Here is a 22,921-nt window from a genome sequence, read left to right on the forward strand (position 1 = left end):
TTTAGATAGCTTCTACTGTCATGATAGTCGATTCTTCAAAGAGATTATGAAACCTTACCTTCTCCAGAAAATCTGATGAGACCCTAACGTCTTCTTTCCAAGTATTATCGGCCGATTTTTCATTATCCATCTTTGAAAATTGAGTCATTAATATTTGTAGATCCATTAGAAAATCTTCTTTGAAGCTATCGCCTAATATTGATTCCTTTTGGCCTACTAAAGAAAACACTTGGGAATGCATCAATAAAATTAAACTTTCACTAAAATTTGAATATGGTTTTTTCATGCAAATAATAAGTAAGGTTCGATAAATAGCTCTACTGATATCGACAATGCTACTAGTTTCTTCGGCTCCGATTCGATAAAAAATTACTAGTGCAGCTAAAGCATCTAAGCCAGCTAATCGTTCCAGCTGTATCAGTTTTTTAGATGATAAACTCTCAACTAACGTCCTATCACAATTATATTTATTAGGTTTATAAAGTATCCTTTGAACTTCCCACGACAGTTTTCCAATACCCTCTTTTAAAAGTAAATCTAAATTTATTGAATTTTTCATGGCTTGCCAAAGTACGTGATTAATTATTAATGAACTACCTTGTACGACTGCTTCAGCTTTATCTATAAGTTTTGGATGAGGAACATTTAAACCATTCTTATAATTTCTCCACTTCCGATCATTATCAGTTACATATCCATTCACTACTCTGATTTTATCAGGCTCAATCATTTTTGCTATTTGAGAAGGTATTTGTGCATCTAAACCAAGCTTTATGTGCGAATACCATAGTGCAACCCGTATTTGATCGATTACATCCCTTTTATTAATTCTAACTTTTCCAATATTTTCGTTTTGCAAAACACAACCCATGAAATTCAAACCAAATCCTTAAATATCAATTATTTAAAAAAATATTTTCGGAAAAAGTTTAGTGATTTATTCAACTTGTACAGATATAGACTCAAGTATAAGCTTTTGTTGAGACAGGTTACTACCAGGAACTCAATGGAAATCCATCCCATAGTCGATGCATCTACAATAGAAAAAGAGTTATTCGATCGTTACGGCCCGCTAATGACAGATGATGCACTACGAATCGCTTTAGGCTACAAATCCACGGAAGCCTTTCGACAAGCTTTAACGCGTAAAACAGTCCCAGTTCCTGTTTTTAGTATCCCCAATCGTCGTGGCAAATATGCCTTAGTAAAGGATGTTGCTACATGGCTGGCAAATCAAAGGAATGCAATTTTAGATTCTCAAGATAACCATTAAATTCTCAATAATCGAAAATGACCTTGGAGTGATTATGAAAAGTTAGAAAAAATCAATAAAAAACGGACCCTAAAAAGGATCCGTTTGTGACTTTATATAGAAGAATATAAAGACCTGAGAATCATAGTATCTTCTCTATATCGTCACCAGTCAAGTGAGTGCTATTCAATAGTAATAGTACAGATAAGCTCATTCTCTAAAATTTATTGAGAATAGGATTACTTCTGGATGAACAGATATGCCTTTTCAAACCGTATTATTAAAAAGTGATATTCAAACAAGTATCCTAGAACAAATCAGGATAGCCTTTGAATCGACTGCAAATGTAGCAGCCACACTTCATGGACAACGCAAAATCTACCAAGGTGCTTTTGGTCGTCGAACTTCACTTTTCCCGAGTGAAAAGTGTTGCGGAGCAATACCCTTAGAAAGCCGACTTGAACTCGCTCATGCAATATCATTAGAACAAGATCCCAACATCTTAAATTATCGCTCACAAGCATTAAAAATCCTGCTAGCCAATGAACAGTATTGTTTTCCAGATTTCTTGGTTCAAACCAAAGAAGGTGCGTATGAGGTTCATGAAGTCAAACCATCCATAGAATCATTGTCAACTGAAGACTTAAATCGCTTTGCGATACTTTCTGATCTACTCCACTCAATGGATATTACTTTTAAGCTAATAGATCACACAAACTTACCAAGTGAAACAGAAATATCTCAACTGCTTTACTGGTATCAGAGAGGACATCGATTCAGCTGGAGTACTTTCGAAATCAATTATGCTTTAGAACTGTTAAACCTCAATGAGTTTGAAAACTCAAATCAAGTCTATAAAACACTTGAATCAATAGGCCTCAAACAAGAACTAGCTGATTATTTATTTTTTCATCAAAAAATTGCAATTAGCTCCGATAAACAAAAATATGGCGAGACTTATTAATATGAAAAATGCGCTTTTCATTCCGCAACCAGGTTTTCGCTTTTATTTTAAAGAACACCCTGATTATATTTTTGAAATCGGCTCTGTAACCTATAATGATATACGATATGCAGCCATTGCTGGTGGGAAATCATTTTCAATAACTCCTGATGATTTTGAAAACCGCTATACATCAGGCGAAATTTTATGTGTATTTGCACCAGATAAACTAATCATTAATCCCAAACATAGTATTGAAATTCATCGTAGAGAACGCTACGTATTAAGTGCATTACAACTTTTAGAATTTCCAACAAGTGACCATTTACTGTCAGACTTAATTCCCAAAATTTCAAAAGAAATTCAAGACCCTAATCCCCCTTCCAGCCGTACGGTTGCAAGATGGATAGCTCAATATAAATTTTCTTTAGATAATAAGCTCAGCTTAAAACATAAATCTAAAGGCAACTTTAATTTACGTTTCACTCCAGAATTTTATCAAATTCTGAATCAAGCTATAGATGAAGTATATCTAAAACCTGAATACAGAAGCAGTAAAGATGTTCAGGCACATATGCTAGGTCAGTTCATGGAGCAAGGTATCCCATTAGATAATTTACCAACACGCAGGTGTATTCAACGGTATATCAAAAAATTAGATCCATTTATTAAACTAAAAGTAAAGAAAGGCTCTCGTATAGCAAAGAAAAAATTTCAAGCAGCTGGTAAAAGCATTATTAGTCCTTTCGCTATGTACATGGTTGAAATTGATACACATTATCTCGACATTATTGTTATCGACCCAAAAACAAAAACAGCTTTGGGGCGGCCTTTTCTCGCTTGTGCAATTGATGTTTATTCAAGAACAATTGTTGGAACTTATATCAATATGTATCCACCGAGTGCTGCAACAACATTAGAAGTCATTAAAGATATGATTACTCGCCCGAATCATAAATTACCAGGAGGAATTCCAAGCATTATCATTCCAGATAATGGTGTGGAATTTAAAAATAATGCTCTCGAAAGAGTTTGTGAACAACTAAAAATCACTTTAACTCCATCTCAAGTTGGTACACCCAACAACAAACCTCATATTGAACGTTTTTTTAGCACGCTGACACATGGAATTCTTCAAAAACTGCCTGGTACAACTTTCTCAAATCCAACTGAAAGAGGTGAATACGATTCGAGTAAAAGCGCACAATTAACTTTGGAGCAACTAAGAGAATATATAAACAAATGGATTAATGAGGTCTATCATCAATCTATCCATCATACTACTGGACGCTCACCCATCATCATGTGGCAGGATGCTATTGAAGATATTCAGCCTAGTTTTCTAACAGAAATAGATGCCAAAATCCTCTGTCGTAGACCCATCGAACGAAATATCAATCATGGTCAAGTACGTGTAGATAATATTAGTTATTTTTCACATGCACTTACAACGCTACAGGCACAAGGCGTAAAGACAGTAATCGTGCTTATTGATGACTTAAATTTGAATGAAGTTTTTATCATTGATCCCAACAATAAAGATGTCGTCATTCAAGCGGACTCAAGCAATCAAGACTATACATTTGGCTTGTCCCGAGTAACCCACTTCGAAGTTCAAAAACTAAAGAAAGCCCAGACTCGATCTGACAAACAAAGGATTGGACCAATGTCGGATTTATATCACCTGTATAAACTTATGCATGAAATTCAACATAATCTCGTGAGAAAGAAACCAAGATTAAAGCCTCTTAGCTTAGAACTTCCCAAACAACTAAAAAGAGTTGAAGAACAGCTTTTTTCGGAAGAGAAGCATATTTCTGAACAACCTGCTCCTACTATAAATACACCAACACCAATTGAGCAGTTTGGTTCTTTGGAGGTATTTAAACATGGAAAAATTTGATAATCGATTCGATAAAATTAGATCTATTAACAATATTGTCATTACTTCAAATGAATTTATGACAGCTTTTACAGGTATCCAAGATTGTGTCAAAAGAAGTATTTCCTATAGTGAACCAGTTGGAAGTATGCTGCTCGCAGAAGGTGGATTAGGAAAAACAACCTTGTGCAAAACAATCTTAAGCTTAATGCCACGTTCAGAAAAAGTAGAAAAGGACTATAAAAGATCTATTATTCCAGTATGTTATGTCGAAGTCCCTTCACCAGCTACTGTAAAGTCATTGGCCATAATGATGCTCAAAGAACTGGGAGATATTACTTGTGAAAATGGATATGGAACAACTGAATACCTAACAAGTAGGCTTATTCATTTACTTGCTCAATGCGAAACTAAGCTCATATTTTTAGATGAGTTCCATCATTTATTTGAGCGTAAACCTACATCGACGAGAATGAATCGGACTACAGGGAATTGGATTAAAACTTTAGTGAACAGAACTGGGATCAGTTTTTGCTTGGTTGGTTTACCAGAGTTCGTACCACTACTTCAAATTGATAGCCAAATTGCACGTAGATTCCCATTCATTTACCAGTTAAACCCATTAACTATTGATCCCATACAAGGTGGGAGTATGTTTGCCTTTCTCGCTGAAGTTTCAAGGACTCTTAATAAACAAAATATCACCTTCTCTCCAGCACTGGAAAGTCAACTTGTAAGCATGCAAATTCAATTGGCAACGAAAGGTTATCACTCATACATTATGAGTCTAATTAGAGAAAGTATTACACATGCATTAAACGATGGTAGGCAAATCATTAATTCTAATGATTTCAGTTATGCCTGGAAATTAGGTATCACTTTATACATTAGTAAACAAAGTAAAAACCCTTTCGAAATGAATATTTCTCAAATCATCGCACTCATGAAATAAACATAAATATGCAAAATTCTCTTTTAATACAAGCAATCCCTTATGAAGATGAATCGCCAATCAGCTTCCTACTCAGAACTGCAAAACTCAATGCACATAGCTCAATCCTTAATTTAGTTGGCAAGGAAAACTATCAATCCATCATTAAGAAATCTCTTAATTACCATCTAGCGGATGATGTTCGCTTTAGTTTAGTTTTGAATGCTTTAATTATAGATAGTGAATATGCTTGTCTAGCTTTTGAAAGATCTGGCCCTACAAATAGATCTCCAAGGACAATAGGTGCTATTGAAGTTCCCCATGAATTATTTGAATTAGACAACATACGCTACTGTCCGATTTGTCTTGGAGAAAGTGCTTATCTAAAAAAATTGTGGATGCTCAAACCAATTTACGCATGTCCTATTCACTCATGCTTTTTGATTAATTCTTGTCCAAAGTGTGAGAACCCAATTACATCAAAAACAGGGATTCAAAACTGTTCTTGCTGTGGTTTTGAATTAGACAAAGCACCAATTAGAGAAGCAAAATCAATTGATACTATTTATTGGTTTATCGACGTTCTAAATTTCAACTCCAACAAATTATTCAAAGAGTTTGCAGCTTGCTGGAATGCTTTTAATAACTTCTTTAAGTTCGATGAATCTAACACCGATTTGAAAGTTTTCCTTTCTGTCTATGAATATTTTCATCATCCTGAACTTTCAGCACTCAAGCTCAGCGCTCTTATTAATTCTAGAATCAATTACTCACATCCTAGGGTACAGTTAATACCGTTTTTAAAATATGAGAATTTTTTTAAGAAACACATTAAAGTCGTTGAACAAAATGCCAATGAATACAAAATTAGTGAAAAAAGTATTTCTATAAAACTTAGAAATCATCAGATAAAACGTATCTTAAAAGTTTCACGTTTTGAGCTTGAGAAGTTAATTGAAAGCGACTATCTAAAGCTAGGGAAAAAAGAGCTTTATCGTGGAAATATATCGAGTATAGATATAGAACGCTTTCTTTTGTGTTTAATAGACAATGATGAGTCTATAGCTGACACACTGATTAACATGACTATCGTTAATGACCACATTTGTCTAAAAGAAATTTCTGAAGTTTTAGAAATCAATTATGAAACTGCTCGTAAACTAGCAAATATTGGATGGTTCAATTTAGAAAAAAATGAACTAGATGTAGATGGTCCTAAGCAATACTCAAAGAACAAGCTTAATGAATTCGATAGAAAATATATGCTGATTGCTCTTTTAGCAAAACGGTTGAAAGTACCCCCAACAAATCTCGTGGAGAAATTAGCCTCAATAGGTATTAAGCCCGTTTATGGACCTCATATTGATTCAACACCCATTAATATTTTTTTAAAGACAGATGTTCAAGATATAAGTACAGCTGATTTAGAGGCAATTCAACACTATCCAACACGTACAGGTAGACAAAAAGACAAGTCAGAATCAATAACTACCGGTACAGATTATTACTCTTTAAAAGAAGCAGCTGCACTTTTAGGAATTAGCCCAAATAAAGTTGCGGTACTGGTCCAAAGAGGTATTCTTAGCAAAGATAAGAACGATCCTCACTCAGTTCAAATCCTGACTAGTTCGCTATTAAATCTTAAGAAAAAACTTGATAGTGAGGATTATATTCCTTATTCAGAGGCAGCGAAGCAGTTAGGTTGTCCTATAAATTGGATGAAAAAATATTGGTGCGAAACAGGATTTTTGCGTATTGAAGATTTAGTTTATTGGAAGCTAATCAGAAAAAATGAACTGGTTGAAGTATTCAAGCTTAAAGAGGAATACGTTACTGGTTCTGAAGCAAGTACTATCTTAGGTATGCGTCATTCTCACATCACCAACTTACAAAATCAGGGACTTATAAAACCTTATTATTTCGGAGGCCCTAAAAATAAAATAAGGCTTTTCAAGAAAATTGAAGTTTTAAAGTTTGTAATACAGTAATTTAAGGTGTTCTTTAGATCCCATCTAATCCGTATGTTGGGATCTTCTTACAATAAGAAGCGCTTCATTAGGAACCTCTACTTTAACTTTTATTTTAACTTCATTTCCATTTTGATCTTTGATTTTAGTCATATATTGCATTAGGGCATTCTTTCCAACCCCTTTTAAAAGGATTTCACTTCCTTTTATCTCAATATATTCACCCTTTTCCTCACCATGTTTTGATTCAGGAAAAAAGTCTTTAAATCCCTTTTTAATAAAGATTAAGCTATTCTTTTCATCTTCCCTTACTGATTCCAAGGTTTGGCTTATGAAGAAATTTTTATTTTTATCCGCATATATCAGGTAGACAATACTAGGTATTATAGCTATATAAAGCAACATAATCAGAAGCCTACGGTTTTTAGCTTCTATTTCATCAGGACTCGCACTCCCAATATTATCTCGATATTCCTTTAAAAACTTATCTATTGAGAACTTAACAATTAAACTCAATAGAATCATTATTAATAAGTTTAGAATCTGATTCTTATAAAATGCTATAAGAAATAAAACACCAATTACTGAAAGAAGAATTTCAAAAAAAAATCTACCTGATTTATTTAAAGAGTCCTTTAATTCAATTTTTTTTAAAAATAAATCCATTATTTTTTGTGGAAAATTTTTTCTTAACAATAAAATAAATCTAAATATTTTTTTAAAAAATCGAAAAACTCCTAACAGAAGACTGCCTAGAGCATAGTGTGAGCTTATGAAAACAAAATAAACAAATAGGAATTTTATAGTTATTAAAAAGAATAAAAGCCCATCGCCTAAAGATAAGTCTGTAGGAAAATACCCTATGTACATAAAATACATGAGTATTAAAAAAACACCAAAACCTATAATAAATTTGGTTAATAGGCCACCAAACCCCATTAGCCACTCTAATTTCAAGAATAAAAACTTAATGAATTCTGACATTATTTATATTATCTGGACTTAAATTCAGACCCTTAATTTAAATCTTCAACAAAATTAATCGCAGGTATTCCTAGACTATTTAATAATTCTGTAGTCATTCGACCATTAACTGTCAATGCCTTATCAACTTGATAATTTGCAATAGCTTTTCTTGTGTTTTTACCTAAATCACCATCAATTTTTCCAGAATAATAACCGAGTCGTAGTAGAGACATTTGTACACGTTTCACCTGTAGCACACGAGCCAATACTGGATCTTCAATTGCTCCAGTATTAACTGAAGTAGAATTACCATAAAAAGGGTTAGGTGTGGTATCTGTTCGCGTAGGAACATTGCTATACGTTTTTACCGTTATATTTGAGCTTTTTTGAGCTGTTGAAGTAGTCCCAGCATATGAACTACTTGTACTTGGTGCCTTATAAGTCGGTACCGAATAGGTGGGGAGTTTTGAGCTTGAATAACCCGAATAACCTGAACCAGAATAATGACTCGAATGACTTGAATGGCTACGATGACTGGAATGACTTCGATGGGCAGCAAACAGATTTTCGTACTCATAGTTGAGAGGACGAATTGATACTGGCTCTAAGTTATCATAAGAATCAACAGTCACATTTGCCATTGCTTCTGTTTTGTTATGAATGATAGGAGCTGATACAGCAAAAAGAGCCAGAGACTTTATGAATTTACTCAAGTTATTATCGCCCCAAAAACAATAAATTATTTATTAATAAATATATTATGCATTTTTAGAGTTCATAATTTCAACAAGTTTTATTGGAGATAATGTAGATGGCATCCATCCAGATTTATACCAGTTAAATAGTCCACAACAATCAGTTTTAATTTCGCAACTATTACATACATCATCATATGTATTTTTCCAATCAGAGATACTTTTTGCTGCATATTGCCATAAGCTTTGAGGCAAACAACATAGTGGAATATTCATCAAAACCAATCGAGTTTTAGTGCTTAACAACAAATCTACCGCCGCATTTAGTTGATCCCACCAATCTTTAATATCAACTTGACTAAGTTCCTGATTAGCAAGTGCAAAACCGATAGGTTCACATCCAATCAGAGCAACCTCATTTACAAACGGGAGATTAGTACGTATGTAGGTGCATAGATCAATTAAATTTTCTAATACAGGCTTAACCAAAACAATCCTTAACTGTATAGGTTGTTCATAATATTGAAGAACATAGAGACCTTCTAATGTTTCTTCAAAAGCTGAATGCTGCTGCACCACAAAATCATGTAAAAGATCTGCATGACCATATAGTGGGACAAGCCAATTCACTTTGGTTTCAAGATTAGATAACACTGATTTCGCTATCTTCGGGGTACTAAACAAACGACCATTCGTTAATACATCAATCTTGGTTGAAGGAAATTTATTATGAATGGTATCGATGATTAGTCTTAACTGTTCATCTAGTAGTAATGGCTCGCCACCCGTTAAACCAATATTCATAGGTTCATAGCTGAGATGATCAATAATTTCTAATGCTTGTTGTACTAACCATGAATCATCATGCTTGGTTGGTGGTTGAGAGCACATGATGCAGTAGTTATTGCATCTGTTGGTTAAGAATAAAGTATGGTGCGTATCACTTGCTCTCAAAAGTACACTTAAATTCTTTTTACATGGGTCAATAGTAACTACATCATTTGATTTTAGTGCTTGTTGTTCTGGAATAAAAAGATTGTTTACACCAACCCTGTCGAGTAAGTCTGAGCTATAAATTGGGTAAAGTTTATCTAGCCCGGCCTGAATATATCGATCAAAGATTTCAACTTCCTGGACATTAGTAACTGGCACTAGAATAGATTGATTAGGTAACCACTCTACATCCAAGTTATCAAGATTAAGTACCCTAAAGATTTGGGGGGTATGTTTTGTGACTGAGTCTAACTTTATTTTTCTCATCTTATCTACTTACTAAAGGCCCACTGGTTTGCTAACTTTCTAAACTTGTCAGAATTTTGGTATTTGTTAAATATCCAATCGAACAAACCCATATAACGCTTACAATGACTGGTTAAATGTGTTGGTGGAGTCATCGTTTTAAATTCGTTATAGGCACTGATAGGATCCGGCCCACAATACGGTAGATAAGCACATTGACTACAACTCGGATCAGCAAAATTTAAACTCGAAGTAATGATATTTCTTTGTAGATCAGAGTTTAACAATTGAGATAAAGGTTCACCAATTTTACCTAAGCGTAAAGAAGTATCCCCTGTTTCTTTTAGCATACGAGATTCATCACTAGGGTATACGTATCCATCATAGTTATAAACAATACACCCTAGTCCAGCGCCGGATGGACTTTGGAGATCAATATAACCTTGATCAAATGGGGAAAGGATTTTATTTAATAAGATCGCTGAATGGACTTCTATTAATGCATATCCTCTATCATTCCAATAAATGACACGCTCTAATGCTTTCTCATAAAAATCTAAGAACTCAGCATTAGTTGGAGCAAGTCGCTTTGAGTTCTTCTTAGCAAACCCATAATCACTCAAACCACGAATAAAAATATCCTTAAATCCTAATTGAACATATGCATCTACAATCTCACTAGGATAATTCAAGCTTTTACGTGTAGTCGTCATTAATGCAGAAACTGAGTCTTGGCCTAATTCTTGACGTGCTAGCTCTAAGCCTTCAATAGTTCTTTCATAAGCATCTCGATTAGCAATCGGTCTATTCTTATTATGTAAGTCTTCAAGACCATCAATACTTGTAGACAATACCACTTGATGTTCTTTGAAAAATAAACACATTTCAGAGGTTAACTGGTGCAATGTTGTAGTTACCACAAAACGAATAGATCTATTGTGCTCTTTGTTTTTTTCAGTAATGTATTCAATAGCAAGTTTTACTAAATCATATTTGATTAGAGGATCTCCCCCTTGAAACTCAACTGTTAAAGTATCTGATGTACTTTCAAAGATAGTATCGCAGGCCAAGAGTAAATCTTTTCTGGAAATAGTGAACTCATCTCCTGCTTGTTGACGACTGACTTGGCAGTAAGAACATGAGTGCATACATTGAATCGTCACAACAATAATATGGAGCGAAGTTCCTTCTAAAATTGTTGATTTTTTTGCATGTAACCTTGAAGTTAAAGCTCGCTTTGAACCAATAGCATTTTGACTCATCAGAAAAAATTTGGATTTCAATTTGAGATAGATATCCATATCTAATGATTCATCTTTAGCAATAATTTTTTTTAAATTATCCTGAGAAATAAACTCAAAATCGCCCGTAACACTTGTTATGAGATAATTATCATCTGCCATTCGTTTAAAGTTAAATGGCATTAGTTCCACATTTTTAAAAATCATTTTATTTACTTATACTTGCTAAAATAATTGCATCAACAAAAGACTTTTGTTGAGGACTAACTTGCTTATTTAACTCTTTACGTAATTTAAAATCATTTAAGAAATTAAGAATTAAATTTTTTTGATACGAATCTTCAACTTTAAAAAAGAAATGTTCAGAATCTAATCGTTCTACCTCGTATGTAATTGGGCAAAATCTCAATGCCTGTATGATTTCATCTAGTGACATCTCAACATGAATATCAAAACCAAACTGAATTAATTTTTGACTCATTTCTCCCCCCAAGAATGATAATTCTTATCTAATTTTCTAATAATACCTTATGTATTTGTATTTTGATGCAAGGTATAAAGCACATTTCATTATTGTGTAATTAAGGTTCGAATCAAAAACTGTTTTTTACGTAATGACAGCTTATGTGTCGCGAAATCCTAATAATGAAAGCTTATGTGTCGCAAAAGTTGTCATTAAGTTTCACTGATAATGCCTAAGTATATGATTTTCTATTCCATCCAATGACAACTTATGTGTCGCATGACGCAAAAGGGAGGCTTAACAGCCTCCTTTTTTTAATTTTTTTTAAAATAAAATGGAGAATAAAACAATGCCTGATGATATCGTCACGCGACACATAAGTTGTCAGTGAAAAATATTATTTTGCATCTTGCTTTTCTTTTGCGACACATGCCACTACTTGTAACACAAGACCTTCAACAGAGGTCAGTAAAGATATAACTAAACAACAGCGTTGTAATAAATGTAAACCTTATCAATTAGGTAATAAGCATCAAATAAAACGCCCAATGGGTAATGAAATCAATACTGAATATCAAATTAAAATAGCCAACTTATCAAGTTACCCTCTAACATTCCAAGCTTCAGATCCATATCTTGTTTCAGGAAATACAAAACAAACAACAGAAATACAAGAGTGGGTATTATCTGGAGTCTCATTTGATGGGCTATGGCCAATGCAATGTATACTTGTCGAAGCGAAAGGGCGTTATGCTCAATTTTTAGAAGGTAAACCTGATTTTATGAAAAATAATATTTTTCTAAAAATGCGTAATGAGGCAACTAGCCAAAGAAGTGTTGTTAGTCGTTTTAAAACATCAAAGTTGAATTGGTATTTTTATGAAGAAGAAACTAAAGTGTATTTTGATCGTTTCAGTCGCAACATAGTGCCAACAATTTTTATGCCTTTATAAAATAGGATTTCAGTATGAGAGAGTATTTTCTTAGTACACGAATACCAAAAATTCTTGGTAATAATGATAATGAAATAATTGAACAAATAGAAAAAGTTGAGCAGATTATATCTGAACTGTCAAAAATTGATCCTATTTTTAAGACTTGGTATATCAATAATGCAACTAGCTCAAAACCACCTTTAGACTATCCTTTCCCTTCAGAAAAATCGAAAAAATATTTGTTTAATCATAGAAAAGAAGACAGTTTTGAAATTTTTGGGCTCTGGAATGGATCGTTAGAAACAGAGCTTTTTGCGAGTTTTAGTTTCGATAGAACAGGTTTAGTTATGACTTTCAAAAAAGTCTTGACTCTTGAGCAAATAATTCAACTTTTTAAAGTCGTATTAGAATATCCTAAGAATGATTATGTATATCTAAATAGCGACTTTTTTGGAGATATCAATGTTTTTCCACATCGGTTAGAAACGACTTCCATTTGCTATATCCCCATTAAAATAGATGAAAAATTAATACCCCACCTTTACAAAATTGTTGATGTTGATACCCCTCTAAATAAAGGAACTATTCTAATTTTTGATGAGCATTGGGCAGATGAATCAGATGAAATGAAGAAAAAAGTACAAGAAAACTCTTTAGCCTTAGTTGAACTAGGAGTGATTCCTGAAGCTGAATTACCTGAGGATTTTTTTGAGCAATAGCAATTCCTAAAATCAAAGTAATAGGTGTTATAGACAATTATTTTCATTTATTAGTTTAAATCATACTCATATGACATAACGAAAAAACCCGATCATTTCTGATCGGGATTTTTTGATTCATGCCCCATCTATGATTAATTTTTAAGCAAAGCAATTTAGTTGAAATTTCTTTGAATTTTAAGGTTGTATTTTGTGTATTCGGGATATGTCCATAAAAAATATTCATCTTTTTTCTGAAAAAATAAATCAAAGCTTTGACCCATCATTGAATCAACTTGGCTCTGCTTTTGGTAGATAGGTGCAATACTGTTAATGTACTAATTCATCCAATCAGTTTTATTCGTAAAAGATGCATAATCTTTTAGATAATCATAAAGATTTTGTAGGTTCTCAGAAATGGCTTCAATGTTAGGATTAAACATCCATACTGTAATGTCCATCGGTTCCACAGGAATCATACTATAACTCAGTTTGCCATCCATACTTTCTAATTTATAAAGAGCTCACTAAAGATAGAACCAAGTAAGAGCAATGCAATAAGTGTGAAGCCTATCAGTTAGGTAATAAACATCTGATTAAGCGTTCTATGGGCGCCGAAGTTAATACAGAGTATCAAATAAAAATATCAAATTTATCTAGTTATCCCTTAACATTTAACTCCTATACGCCATATATAGCCGATGGCAATACAAAGGCTACTACTCCAATCGAAGAGTGGAATTTAGTTGGTACATCATTTGATGGGCTATGGCCAATAGAATGTATTTTGGTCGAAGCAAAAGGACAATATTCACAATTTTTAGACCCTGAAAAACCTAGATTTCTAAAAATGGATGTTTTTAATGGGTTAGTTTTAGAAGCTAGAAGGGAAAAAACTGTAATTACTCCATATAAAACAATAAAACCTACTTGGTATTTTTATGAGAGAGAAGCAAAAACATTCTTTGATAGTAATGGAGGGCTTATTGTGTCCTCTATATACATGTCTTTATAAATAGGATCGAACATGAGCGAATTTTTTCTTAATACTCGTTTTTTTAAACGGCTACCATCATCAGGCAGTGATATTCAATCGCAGTTGAACACATTAAAAGAAATCGTAAAAAAAATTGTTGTAATCGATCCTATTTTTTCTACATGGTATATTAATAATCCAACTGGGAAAAACCCTCTTCGGAGGGTTTATTTTTTGAGAATAAAGCATGGAAATAATAATAAATACAACAGCAAAAGAAAATTCACTGATTTATAGGTCGTGGATATGCGTCATTATTATGGGGCTTCTTTTCGGCATGTATTACCTGTTCATACAACGCTTTTACCTACTCATTATCACAATCATCATTACGCTTCCAGTAACACTCATTGCTGCAACAAGAACATGTCATCACTGCTATTTTAAAGCACTAACATTTAATATCTTGGTCATATTCAGCATATGCTTTTACCCCCTTATCATTTTTAATCATACAATTTCGATTATCTTCATAAGCTACTGTTTAATTGATGGATATCTTGTACAAAAGAAAATTAAAACGCTGCTCAAACAACCTAATTTTATCCAGTCGATCCCTACAGTAATTTCCAATAGAGATCAATTCAGTCTTGACCATGAATTGATCCACGGGAGAATATGGCAACGAAAATATCACCTGCCTTTACTCTATTTAGTAATTTTATTCACTATTCCATTGGCTTTTCTATCGAGATTAGAAAACAGCTATTTTCTTTACGTACCTGTTAGCTTATTTCTCTCCTTTTTCATTTGGGAGTACACCATTAAGAGATTTATTTATTTTTCTTATTTATTCAAATCACACCTTCCTCACATTCAAACTACACAATAGACAAGCTAAAAATGACTGTCGTTATGAAGATTACGGACGAATACCATCATCAAACCAAGGTCATAGTCCCTTCATCGCAGACGGAACTATGACAATAAACCTTCATTTTAAATAGCATTTTGTAAACATCAATCTCAATGCATATACCACTGCCATCGCAAATATTGCATAACCCGCAGGAGTAATAAACAACGGAATACATAAAACAATCACCACGGTTAAAGGATATAAAAGTTTTCTAAAGCCACTTTGATGATGCAATTCATGGAGTAAATATAAACTTGTCGTATAAATCACGAGGCTGATCGCCACAAAGTAGCTTTCTTTTTCAGAACTAATCAGTGCCTCATGCGAAACCACATCGACTGCGGCAGCTAAACTAGCACCAATCGCTGCAATACTAATAAAGACAAAGAAATGTCCATATCCCCAAGTAAATGCCATTTTTCGGCTATTTAAACGCTCTGCAATACTGGTATCAAAATAAGACCACCACATGGTGAACATCATCATCAGGCCGCCTACCATCAAAAAGATCAGTTCAGTACTAAAACGCTGATTTGTTAATGCATCGGTTATGGCAATCGAGCATCCGACAATAGATTCGCCTAAAACGATAATGGTGAGCAGTGAATATCGCTCTGCAATATGATGCGCATGCCAAGGTGTACGGCTTGCAGCCTCAGCAAAAATGGGAACAGATAGTTCAGCAATTGCGAGCAAAATGAAAAGATAAACTGTGAAATGCAGCGGCGAAAAATGAAAGAACAGCCACCCGACTTGTACCAGTATGATGCCAAAAGCATAACGTAATGCAGTTTTCCGACGGGACAAATCATGCTTAGCAACGCGAAACCACTGCGTAACTAAGCCGAGACGCATAATGGCATAGCCAATCACAATCACATCAAAATCTTGCTTTTGAAAAGCGCTTGGAATACCAGCAGCAATGACCAAAGAGCCAATAATCTGAACAAAAGTTAAGATTCGATAGAGCGCATCATCATTATCATACGCCGAAGCAAACCAACTAAAGTTCATCCACGCCCACCACAAAGCAAAAAACACCATGCCATACAGCATTAAACCCTGAGCTAAATGATTTTCAACAATGGCATGATGCAGTTGCTGCCCTGCGGTGGCGATTGCAACGACAAAGATCAAGTCAAAAAGCAATTCTAAAGAGGTCGCGACACGATGATGCTCATGTGGATCACGTGGGTGCAATGGTTTGAGCCACTGACTAGGGAATAAAAATGATTTGGACATAGCATTCAGCTTTATTATTTTCTGTCTGAATTTTTTCAAAAGCCTGAAATAGTTACAAGGTCGATTACATAAATCAGATGAGAAACAGTTTTCTAGAAAAAGGATAATGGCTTTAAAAACCTACTTAAGCGTTTGATATTTCAATCATGGAAGTAAAAATTCAAAGTGACAAAACTGCGAAAGACGTTTTAAACAAAAACTCGATAGATCGATGTGTTTTTTATATCTCAGCTATATTTTTCTCTAAATTTTAATGACATACTGCTAGTAATTAAAAAAATAATGAAATTTCAAAGTGATGTTAAAAGAAAAATTAGCGTCTTTTCCTGACGCTGTTTGGGTACAGATCCATTATGATCAAATGCAAGTTTTAACGCATGATCATCAAATTGTAGCTGAACAAAACTGCCCTTTGGCTTTTATAGAACGCGGAAGTTTTGTCCGAAACTATCATGTTGCAGAACAGTGCTTCAACCAACTCATACAACAAATCCACTTCAAGTGGTATGAGTTTGGACAGCCGGTGATTTTTATTCAGCTAAAAGAACGCTTAAGTGAAGAAGTCAGCGCACTCGAGCTACAAGCCATTCAAGAAATGGCTTTAAGCGCAAATGCACATTTTGTATTAGTCTACGATAAACATGGCATCGCACTCGAAGCAGAAACCATCAAAAATGATGAGTCACCTTTGCTCAAATGGTTTTTCTGTGGGGTGATCTTGCTCATTTTGCTGATTATCTTTAAATAATCAGCTTCATTCGCAAGGGTAAATCAAACTACGATACTTTCTGCTGCTGCAATTGCTCAATACTCGAAATCAAATCGTTAAAACGATCAATCACCAGAGCCGGTGCAGCCGTTTGAATTTCTTCTGCACTACCATAACCATAGCTCACAGCAATACTCGGCACAGCATTACGGCGTGCGCCTAAAATATCGTACTCACGGTCTCCCACCATCACACATTCCTTCGCATCCAACTGTTCTTGCTGCAAAATGTATTCAATTAAATCGCCTTTGTTGGTGCGCTCACCGTTCAGTTCACTGCCATAGATCACAGTAAAATATTGTGCCAAATCAAAATGTTCTAAAATTTGGCGGGCATAGACCGTCGGCTTTGCTGTAGCAACATACAAGCGAAAACCTTGCTGTTGTAAAGTTGCTAGAGTGTCGGCAACCGCAGGATAGACTTTATTTTCAAATAAGCCGGTCACTGCAAAGCGCTCGCGATAACCAAGTAAAGCCTGATCTGCAAGTACATTATGCACATCGACATTGAGGATTTTGGCCAAAGAGGCTTTCAAAGGTGGTCCAATGATCCAATCGATATTGGTCTCATCCGAAATGGGATGTCCAATTTTCGCCAGTCCATAGCGTGCTGAAGTGGTAATGCCAACTTTTGGATCTGTTAATGTTCCATCGAGATCAATCAATATATTCTTAATCACAGCTTTTACCTTATCCATTCACTTCTGCAAAAATACTATCGAGTGTTCGCTCAAAGTTGCCTATACTATCGCAAATTTTGTTTAATAAGGACATCATTGTGCGCCCTACTGTACTGTGCTTTTCAGGTCTTGACCCTTCAGGTGGTGCAGGACTGCAAGCGGACATTGAAGCCATTGGTCAAAGTGGTGCACATGCTGCCATTGCGTGTACAGCGTTAACCGTTCAAAACTCACAACAAGTGTATTCGTTTGAAGCGACCTCTCGTGAGTTATTGCTGGCCCAAGCACATGCTGTCGTCGGTGACCTCCCTATTCGCTGTGTAAAATCAGGAATGCTAGGAACGACTGAAAATATCGCGGCTCTCGCTGAGTTTTTACGTGAACATCCCGAATATCATTATGTTCTCGACCCCGTTTTAGTTGCCAATAGTGGTGGTTCTTTGGGCGATCAAGCAACTTTGGTCAAAGCCTTTGCGGAATTGATTCCGCTTGCCACTGTGCTTACACCTAATACCGTAGAATTACGCGCACTCACAGGTGAAGACGACATATCTAAAGCTACAGCAAAACTTTTTGCGATGGGCGCTCAAGCGGTATTAGTAAAAGGTGGCCATGAAAATACGCCAGACTATATCCAAAACTCGTTGTACATTCAGGGTGAATTAGTTTCTGAAACCCGTTGTCCACGACTGGATGGGGAATATCACGGCTCAGGCTGCTCATTGGCGAGTTTTATAGCTGGGCGGTTAGCCTTGGGTGATGAGCTCAAAGCGGCTGTTCATCATGCCGAAACATGGCTATTTGGTGTGTTGAAAATCGCTGAATCACCTGTTGCGGGCGGACAAAAAATTCCAAAACGTTTTTAGTATTGTTGGTTATTCATGTTAAGCCGATAAAAACTACTTTATATGATTTAAAAGCCCTGTATATCAGGGCTTTTTGTAATTAAGAGTCGAGTTGAACCCAATATACTAAGGTTGGAATTTCCCATGCACCGCCAGCAAATCCTTTGCACTGTGTGGTTTTTGCCATATAAGTTTGGATAAAGCGCTGACCGTTCCACGACCATTCCCCTTTACTTTGACAATCACCAATGCCTCGTCCACGTTGGTTGGAGAAAATTTGTCCTTCACTAAACCCACTTCCAGAAAAGGTCACGGATTGTTTGATTTGCTTTAAGTTACGATCCATCAGCCAATAGCCATTGCCACTGTTATATGCCCCACGCCAACATGGCACTTCGACCAAGGCATTTTTTCCATTGATTGGAAACACCACGACTCGATCATCCTCTAAGAAATTTGCATCAAAGAGTTGAGGACAATCTTCTACTGTCGTTTTTTTCTTTATCAATCCAAATAATTGTTTGGCTGTGGGCGCATTGACGGCATACCGTGTTTGTAAGCCCTTACTATAATTTTGAATATACACTTTCGGAATACTTTTCGGTTTGAGTACATTGGCCGAACTGCTATTGGCTTTACGCAATAATGCCGAATTTGTCCCTATGCGCTTTTGAAAATCATCCATACGGAGTAAAACTGCACTAGCGCCCTGCACAGACAATAACCATGTTTTGTTGTTGCCTTTCCACACAATCGGTTGATTGGCTTGTAAGGCTTGAATCAGTTTTTGAGTTTGAGCTGCACTTAACTGACCTTCCGCAGTTTTGGCATCAAGCTGCACAGTTCCCTGATTTTTACCTAAAATGTAAAGTTGAAGTGGTTGATTTGCCGCATTGAAGGTTTCAGGATCGAGTTTCACTCGTGCGCTGACTTGCGCTTGAGCGCCCGCGGCACGTTGTAATAACACAGAAATAGCGGGCTGATTGCCCGCCGCTTGATAACCTGCAACGCGACAAGTACCCGTATTATCACAAGCGATTTCCCAATCCTTATGTGAAAAATAATTTCCTTGAATTTGAGCAAAACTCACACTACAACCCAATGCAGCAACGTAGCCCAATAAAAGTTGCCAGATGACATTATTTTTGTTCATGTCTTTGGCTCAAAATAATTATATTAGAGCCATCTTAGAATGCTTTTCACTGAAACTCCAGTTTAAATGGATCTGCTACATGATTTAAATTTATAGAGATGAATCATTCAGTTGCTGTATCTCCTCACATTTTTTTCGCTTCACATTTTCATCACTGAGCGTATTCATCAAATCTGCCGCCAGTCCTTTTAACAGACTCATATCATCATCGGTCATTTGATTCGGCTGCCGATCTAAAACACAAAAACTTCCCAAGGCCACCCCATTACGGTCTCTAAGTGCAACGCCTGCATAAAAGCGAATGCGGTTATGCATCAATTCAGGTAAATGCGCAAAGCGTGGGTCACGTTGTAAGTCTTCAATAATCAAGCGTTCATTTTGATAGACCAAATGGCTACAGATCGAGTCTTGCTTCGACTGGCGCACCTGCATCGGTTGCTCAGTAGCCTCAGCCAAAGGGCTACCTGGGGTATAAACCCAATCTTGCTTGACCCAAGAAATTTGCGCATATTTCACATCGAAGGCTTGTCGAGCTTCTTCAATATATTGTTCAAAGATCGGTAAATTCCGCTCATCCAAAACATTCAGTTCTTCTAATGCTTTTAAGCGCTGCGCTTCAACACTAGGATCAGGCTCATCCAACCAAGATTCACCCTGCTTCAATTGAAAAGCTTCAATGGTTAATAACAAGTCATTCATATTATTGACCACTGCATCGACGGTGAAATTTTCTTTGATTGCATCTAATTGCTTTACTTCATCACAGCTCCAGAGTGCAAAAATCAGTTTTTTATCTGGAAACTGTGCCTTAAAAACATGGCTTAGTAGGCGAATTTGAGCTTCGGGTGCCGTATGGAAAATCGAAATACAGACGATCTGAATATCTGCTTGGATATCATCTATACTTTGATGCTGATTTTGTATCAGTACGTCGCTAAATGCCTGTGCCGGAATACCGCTTAAGCTTAGGCCATGCGCCAACATAGCCGATACTTGAACATCAATTTCCCAACGTGCGCCGATACATAAAACCTCAGTTTTCTGATCCTGCTGTGCCACTGGATATGCCCGTTGAAAACTATGATTAAACAGTTTTAATCCCTGATGTAAACGTAGTCGATGTTCAGCACTGGCCTCGGTGTTGTGGCCTCTCGAAAAAATCCGTATGGCTGGAATCGCGACTTTGGCATAAAACGCATTAACCCGACGTGCCTTGATTTCATCCGTCGCATCCTTCGGTAACTTTTCAGCAATAAAAGTCTGTGCGACATCCACGGCATCTTGCACATCATCAGCGACTAATCTTTGATAGAAGCGCTCATGCGGTGCCAATGCAGGCGTACTACCGATCAGGGTTTTAATAAAACCTAAGGATGGTACATAGCTCGAAAGCACCAATAAACATGCGGTTAAAGGCGTCGATAAAATCAAACCAATCGGCCCCCACACCGCCGTCCAAAACATGGCGGCAATAATAATGGCTAAGGTTGAAAGTCCGGTACTTTCCCCATATAACCAAGGCTCAATAATATTATTACTGACCAATTCCAAGAGCAAAATTAAACCCACTGTCCATAGCACCATATTCCATGTGGGATCTACCGCAAAAGCCAATGCAATGGGGAAAATCGCAGAAATCATTGGGCCGACATAGGGAACAAAGCGCATCACTATCGCCACCATTCCCCACATAATTGCTGCCGGCACCCCAATAAACCAAAGTCCCAAGGCCATCGGAATACCGTAGGTCACATTGACCATCAGCTGCATACGTAAATATTTACCGATACGATTGGCGGCTTCATCTAGTGCGTCTGTTCCGATATTTAAATTGCCGCCCAGCAGCTTAAGGAAACGGTCATGCAAATCTTTCCGATTGACCAAAATCAGAATCACAAACAAAAATACAATACCCGCTGTTGCCAAGGGATTGAGCACCCGCTCGCTCCAAGCCATGACCGCTTCAACCGTGGTTTGTTGTTGCCCCACTACTTCAACTTGCTGAACTTTAGGATTTTTCTCTTCAGGCACCACATCATCTATCGAGTTTTCAACAGTATCTATGGTGGTTTTTGCGCCATCCCAAACACTTGGACCGCGTGCAAATTGACGAATAGAATCCATTTTCTTTTGAATCGTACCGTGATATTGCGGTAACTCTTGGCTTAATTGCCCCAGTTGATACCCCAAATATGAAGCCGCGCCGGACAAAATCGCCAAAGCCAAACCGACCACAATAAATATCGATGGCATCTGTGGTAGTCCCCAACCTCGGAGTTTCATCACCAAAGGGTCAACTAAAAATGCCAATAAGATTGCGAGTGCCAATGGAATAAAAATATCTTTACCAAGATATAAGGCTGCAATCAGCAAACTGCAGATGATGAATCCTGCCGTGATTCGAATCACTTTATGTAAATCTGCAGGGGGCATTTGCTTCGAGGCGTTCAGGTCTTGCAAGCCTTGCTTTTGACCTGATGGTGATGATTCAAAATCTTGCGCTAATTTATTATTTTTATGATCCATTTTCTTATCCTGAACGATGGTCATTATTTTTTAATTTAGGCTGAAGTTTTAGAACTGCATACGCCTTTCATGTAATGATTTGCAAAGAAAAAAAACAGAGCGACATGGCTCTGTTTTCATACTGTGTTTTGAGATGAATTAAAAGATAATTACTTTACTTTGATGAGTCACAATATCCACTGGAACAGAAATATGTTGATGAACGATCTTCCATAGAGACTGCGTTTTTTTCATCCCAATGGTGTTACGACACCACGAGATCCCTGGCGTTGGTATCCCACTCTTATCATCAATTTTGGAATAACAGTGCAGAAAGGCAATATCAGGTTCTGCATGGATGACCAGTTCCCGCCTAAACACCTTTAAACCCTCACGAAAATACTCCCGATAAAATTCCCACATTTTTTGATATGCCATTAAGCCGCGCATTTCACAACTGGCATCAAAAAAGTTCACATCTGCTGCGCAGGATTCAGCAATATTCTCAATTTTCAATTGGCAGATAACCTCATCCCAATTGGCTAAAAATTGCAGAATTTCGTCAGCGGCCTGTTGGTCACCGACTATTTTGATTTTATCTTGCATCTCTGGCACCTATTT

Annotated in this window: 22 protein-coding genes; 11 read left to right on the plus strand and 11 right to left on the minus strand. The window is 36.2% G+C overall.

The window, feature by feature from the left end:
• Position 1 precedes the first annotated feature (1 nt).
• Positions 2-871, minus strand: coding sequence for a hypothetical protein (locus FTU13_RS02710; protein ID WP_180126176.1), 870 nt, complete (start codon positions 869-871; stop codon positions 2-4).
• A gap of 135 nt (positions 872-1,006) precedes the next feature.
• On the opposite strand from FTU13_RS02710, the gene FTU13_RS02715 reads away from it, so the two are divergent.
• From FTU13_RS02715 to FTU13_RS02735, 5 genes are all read left to right on the plus strand, one after another.
• Positions 1,007-1,273, plus strand: a complete 267-nt coding sequence (locus FTU13_RS02715) for a hypothetical protein (protein WP_180126174.1) — start codon at positions 1,007-1,009, stop codon at positions 1,271-1,273.
• Positions 1,274-1,511: 238 nt separating this feature from the next.
• Complete coding sequence (locus FTU13_RS02720) at positions 1,512-2,216, plus strand: TnsA endonuclease N-terminal domain-containing protein (RefSeq protein WP_180126172.1); 705 nt, start codon at positions 1,512-1,514, stop codon at positions 2,214-2,216.
• A gap of 1 nt (position 2,217) precedes the next feature.
• A complete protein-coding gene (locus FTU13_RS02725; protein WP_180126170.1) occupies positions 2,218-4,098 on the plus strand; it encodes a Mu transposase C-terminal domain-containing protein in 1,881 nt (626 codons plus the stop codon).
• Positions 4,085-5,029, plus strand: coding sequence for a TniB family NTP-binding protein (locus FTU13_RS02730; protein WP_180126168.1), 945 nt, complete (start codon positions 4,085-4,087; stop codon positions 5,027-5,029). The genes FTU13_RS02725 and FTU13_RS02730 overlap by 14 nt, the downstream gene beginning before the upstream one ends.
• An 8-nt stretch (positions 5,030-5,037) precedes the next feature.
• Entirely contained in the window at positions 5,038-6,996 is a 1,959-nt protein-coding gene (locus FTU13_RS02735) for a TniQ family protein (protein WP_180126166.1), read from the plus strand.
• A gap of 24 nt (positions 6,997-7,020) precedes the next feature.
• Here FTU13_RS02735 and FTU13_RS02740 read toward each other — a convergent pair whose 3' ends face one another.
• Genes FTU13_RS02740 through FTU13_RS02760 form a run of 5 tightly spaced genes read right to left on the minus strand, consistent with a single transcriptional unit; the run spans position 7,021 to position 11,597 of the window.
• Positions 7,021-7,959, minus strand: a complete 939-nt coding sequence (locus tag FTU13_RS02740; protein WP_180126164.1) for a hypothetical protein — start codon at positions 7,957-7,959, stop codon at positions 7,021-7,023.
• Positions 7,960-7,991: 32 nt separating this feature from the next.
• Complete coding sequence (gene hxsA / locus FTU13_RS02745; RefSeq protein WP_180126162.1) at positions 7,992-8,654, minus strand: His-Xaa-Ser repeat protein HxsA; 663 nt, start codon at positions 8,652-8,654, stop codon at positions 7,992-7,994.
• Between the two features lie 45 nt (positions 8,655-8,699).
• The gene (gene hxsC, locus FTU13_RS02750) at positions 8,700-9,896 is read right to left on the minus strand and encodes a His-Xaa-Ser system radical SAM maturase HxsC (protein ID WP_180126160.1); all 1,197 of its coding nucleotides are present in this window, start codon (positions 9,894-9,896) and stop codon (positions 8,700-8,702) included.
• A gap of 5 nt (positions 9,897-9,901) precedes the next feature.
• Entirely contained in the window at positions 9,902-11,323 is a 1,422-nt protein-coding gene (hxsB, locus tag FTU13_RS02755) for a His-Xaa-Ser system radical SAM maturase HxsB (protein WP_180126158.1), read from the minus strand.
• Position 11,324: 1 nt separating this feature from the next.
• On the minus strand, positions 11,325-11,597 hold the full coding sequence (locus tag FTU13_RS02760; protein WP_180126156.1) for a hypothetical protein: 273 nt from the start codon (positions 11,595-11,597) through the stop codon (positions 11,325-11,327).
• A 530-nt stretch (positions 11,598-12,127) separates the two neighbouring features.
• On the opposite strand from FTU13_RS02760, the gene FTU13_RS02765 reads away from it, so the two are divergent.
• The 4 genes from FTU13_RS02765 to FTU13_RS02780 all read left to right on the plus strand — a co-directional run bounded on the left by FTU13_RS02765 (position 12,128) and on the right by FTU13_RS02780 (position 14,485).
• Positions 12,128-12,532: a Tox-REase-5 domain-containing protein gene (locus FTU13_RS02765; RefSeq protein ID WP_180107315.1), complete on the plus strand. Its 405-nt coding sequence runs from the start codon at positions 12,128-12,130 to the stop codon at positions 12,530-12,532.
• A gap of 14 nt (positions 12,533-12,546) precedes the next feature.
• Complete coding sequence (locus FTU13_RS02770; RefSeq protein ID WP_180034536.1) at positions 12,547-13,233, plus strand: immunity 52 family protein; 687 nt, start codon at positions 12,547-12,549, stop codon at positions 13,231-13,233.
• A gap of 586 nt (positions 13,234-13,819) precedes the next feature.
• Complete coding sequence (locus FTU13_RS02775; protein WP_180107314.1) at positions 13,820-14,227, plus strand: Tox-REase-5 domain-containing protein; 408 nt, start codon at positions 13,820-13,822, stop codon at positions 14,225-14,227.
• Positions 14,228-14,239: 12 nt separating this feature from the next.
• Positions 14,240-14,485: a hypothetical protein gene (locus FTU13_RS02780; RefSeq protein ID WP_180126154.1), complete on the plus strand. Its 246-nt coding sequence runs from the start codon at positions 14,240-14,242 to the stop codon at positions 14,483-14,485.
• A gap of 697 nt (positions 14,486-15,182) precedes the next feature.
• Here the strand turns inward: FTU13_RS02780 and FTU13_RS02785 are convergent.
• Positions 15,183-16,349, minus strand: a complete 1,167-nt coding sequence (locus FTU13_RS02785; RefSeq protein WP_180126152.1) for a low temperature requirement protein A — start codon at positions 16,347-16,349, stop codon at positions 15,183-15,185.
• 295 nt (positions 16,350-16,644) lie between these two features.
• On the opposite strand from FTU13_RS02785, the gene FTU13_RS02790 reads away from it, so the two are divergent.
• Positions 16,645-17,097, plus strand: coding sequence for a hypothetical protein (locus tag FTU13_RS02790; RefSeq protein ID WP_180126151.1), 453 nt, complete (start codon positions 16,645-16,647; stop codon positions 17,095-17,097).
• 28 nt (positions 17,098-17,125) lie between these two features.
• Here the strand turns inward: FTU13_RS02790 and FTU13_RS02795 are convergent, their stop codons facing one another.
• Positions 17,126-17,797, minus strand: coding sequence for an HAD-IA family hydrolase (locus tag FTU13_RS02795; protein WP_180094442.1), 672 nt, complete (start codon positions 17,795-17,797; stop codon positions 17,126-17,128).
• A 98-nt stretch (positions 17,798-17,895) separates the two neighbouring features.
• On the opposite strand from FTU13_RS02795, the gene FTU13_RS02800 reads away from it, so the two are divergent.
• Positions 17,896-18,663 (plus strand): hydroxymethylpyrimidine/phosphomethylpyrimidine kinase, encoded by a 768-nt coding sequence (locus tag FTU13_RS02800; protein WP_180126149.1) that lies wholly within the window; start codon positions 17,896-17,898, stop codon positions 18,661-18,663.
• Between the two features lie 79 nt (positions 18,664-18,742).
• Here the strand turns inward: FTU13_RS02800 and FTU13_RS02805 are convergent, their stop codons facing one another.
• The 3 genes from FTU13_RS02805 to FTU13_RS02815 all read right to left on the minus strand — a co-directional run bounded on the left by FTU13_RS02805 (position 18,743) and on the right by FTU13_RS02815 (position 22,906).
• Entirely contained in the window at positions 18,743-19,795 is a 1,053-nt protein-coding gene (locus FTU13_RS02805) for a DUF1176 domain-containing protein (RefSeq protein WP_180126147.1), read from the minus strand.
• A 90-nt stretch (positions 19,796-19,885) separates the two neighbouring features.
• On the minus strand, positions 19,886-22,321 hold the full coding sequence (locus FTU13_RS02810) for an AI-2E family transporter (protein WP_257226680.1): 2,436 nt from the start codon (positions 22,319-22,321) through the stop codon (positions 19,886-19,888).
• A 138-nt stretch (positions 22,322-22,459) separates the two neighbouring features.
• Positions 22,460-22,906: a nuclear transport factor 2 family protein gene (locus FTU13_RS02815; protein ID WP_218948040.1), complete on the minus strand. Its 447-nt coding sequence runs from the start codon at positions 22,904-22,906 to the stop codon at positions 22,460-22,462.
• Between the last annotated feature and the right edge of the window lie 15 nt (positions 22,907-22,921).

This window comes from Acinetobacter sp. YH12064 (assembly GCF_013419735.1).
Taxonomy (GTDB): domain Bacteria; phylum Pseudomonadota; class Gammaproteobacteria; order Pseudomonadales; family Moraxellaceae; genus Acinetobacter; species Acinetobacter amyesii.

What these genes read in the sequence shown, in the direction of transcription:
- FTU13_RS02805 (WP_180126147.1), bottom strand. Translation starts at nt 19,795, where the DNA reads ATGAACAAAAATAATGTCATCTGGCAACTTTTATTGGGCTACGTTGCT.
- FTU13_RS02775 (WP_180107314.1), top strand. Translation starts at nt 13,820, where the DNA reads ATGGGCGCCGAAGTTAATACAGAGTATCAAATAAAAATATCAAATTTA.
- FTU13_RS02725 (WP_180126170.1), top strand. Translation starts at nt 2,218, where the DNA reads ATGAAAAATGCGCTTTTCATTCCGCAACCAGGTTTTCGCTTTTATTTT.
- FTU13_RS02715 (WP_180126174.1), top strand. Translation starts at nt 1,007, where the DNA reads ATGGAAATCCATCCCATAGTCGATGCATCTACAATAGAAAAAGAGTTA.
- FTU13_RS02740 (WP_180126164.1), bottom strand. Translation starts at nt 7,959, where the DNA reads ATGTCAGAATTCATTAAGTTTTTATTCTTGAAATTAGAGTGGCTAATG.
- FTU13_RS02770 (WP_180034536.1), top strand. Translation starts at nt 12,547, where the DNA reads ATGAGAGAGTATTTTCTTAGTACACGAATACCAAAAATTCTTGGTAAT.
- FTU13_RS02710 (WP_180126176.1), bottom strand. Translation starts at nt 871, where the DNA reads ATGGGTTGTGTTTTGCAAAACGAAAATATTGGAAAAGTTAGAATTAAT.
- FTU13_RS02720 (WP_180126172.1), top strand. Translation starts at nt 1,512, where the DNA reads ATGCCTTTTCAAACCGTATTATTAAAAAGTGATATTCAAACAAGTATC.
- FTU13_RS02760 (WP_180126156.1), bottom strand. Translation starts at nt 11,597, where the DNA reads ATGAGTCAAAAATTAATTCAGTTTGGTTTTGATATTCATGTTGAGATG.
- FTU13_RS02735 (WP_180126166.1), top strand. Translation starts at nt 5,038, where the DNA reads ATGCAAAATTCTCTTTTAATACAAGCAATCCCTTATGAAGATGAATCG.
- hxsB (WP_180126158.1), bottom strand. Translation starts at nt 11,323, where the DNA reads ATGATTTTTAAAAATGTGGAACTAATGCCATTTAACTTTAAACGAATG.
- FTU13_RS02780 (WP_180126154.1), top strand. Translation starts at nt 14,240, where the DNA reads ATGAGCGAATTTTTTCTTAATACTCGTTTTTTTAAACGGCTACCATCA.
- FTU13_RS02730 (WP_180126168.1), top strand. Translation starts at nt 4,085, where the DNA reads ATGGAAAAATTTGATAATCGATTCGATAAAATTAGATCTATTAACAAT.
- FTU13_RS02765 (WP_180107315.1), top strand. Translation starts at nt 12,128, where the DNA reads ATGGGTAATGAAATCAATACTGAATATCAAATTAAAATAGCCAACTTA.
- FTU13_RS02815 (WP_218948040.1), bottom strand. Translation starts at nt 22,906, where the DNA reads ATGCAAGATAAAATCAAAATAGTCGGTGACCAACAGGCCGCTGACGAA.
- FTU13_RS02810 (WP_257226680.1), bottom strand. Translation starts at nt 22,321, where the DNA reads ATGGATCATAAAAATAATAAATTAGCGCAAGATTTTGAATCATCACCA.
- hxsC (WP_180126160.1), bottom strand. Translation starts at nt 9,896, where the DNA reads ATGAGAAAAATAAAGTTAGACTCAGTCACAAAACATACCCCCCAAATC.
- FTU13_RS02785 (WP_180126152.1), bottom strand. Translation starts at nt 16,349, where the DNA reads ATGTCCAAATCATTTTTATTCCCTAGTCAGTGGCTCAAACCATTGCAC.